Annotated in this window: 1 protein-coding gene; it reads left to right on the top strand. The window is 64.6% G+C overall.

Going from position 1 to position 458, the window contains the following annotated elements; genetic code table 11:
- Positions 1-43 precede the first annotated feature (43 nt).
- A partial coding sequence (locus D7V77_RS42530; protein ID WP_199734012.1) for an enoyl-CoA hydratase/isomerase family protein occupies positions 44-458 on the top strand: 415 nt, incomplete at its 3' end.

The following is a 458-nucleotide window of genomic DNA, read 5'->3' as shown; positions in this document are numbered from 1 at the left end:
ATCCACCGCTTCCCCCGCTCCCCAGGCTGAAGTTCAACCCAACGTGATCGCCGAAGTACGCGGCGGCATCGGCTGGCTGACGTTGAACCGGCCGCAGGCGCTGAACGCGCTGTCGCTGGAGATGATTCGCGCGATGTCGCATGCGCTGCTGGCGTGGCAGCACGATCCGGAAGTCCACGCTGTCATCCTGCGTGGCGAGGGCGGCAAAGCCCTGTGCGCAGGCGGCGACATCCGCTTCTTCCACCGCGCCGCGACGGCCGGCGACCCGCAACTCATCACCTTTTTCACGGAGGAATACCGCCTCAACCACCTCATCTTCAGCTACGCCAAGCCCTACATTGCGCTGATGGACGGCGTCGTCATGGGCGGTGGCATGGGCATCTCGCAAGGCGCATCGCTGCGCGTGGTGACCGAACGCACGAAGATGGCCATGCCCGAAACCAACATCGGCCTGTTTC

It is taken from the genome of Corallococcus sp. CA041A, from assembly GCF_003612075.1.
GTDB classification, from domain to species: Bacteria; Myxococcota; Myxococcia; order Myxococcales; family Myxococcaceae; genus Corallococcus; species Corallococcus exiguus.
The sequence above is the reverse complement of the archived record's forward strand: the minus strand, read 5'-3'. Positions and strand labels throughout refer to the sequence as shown.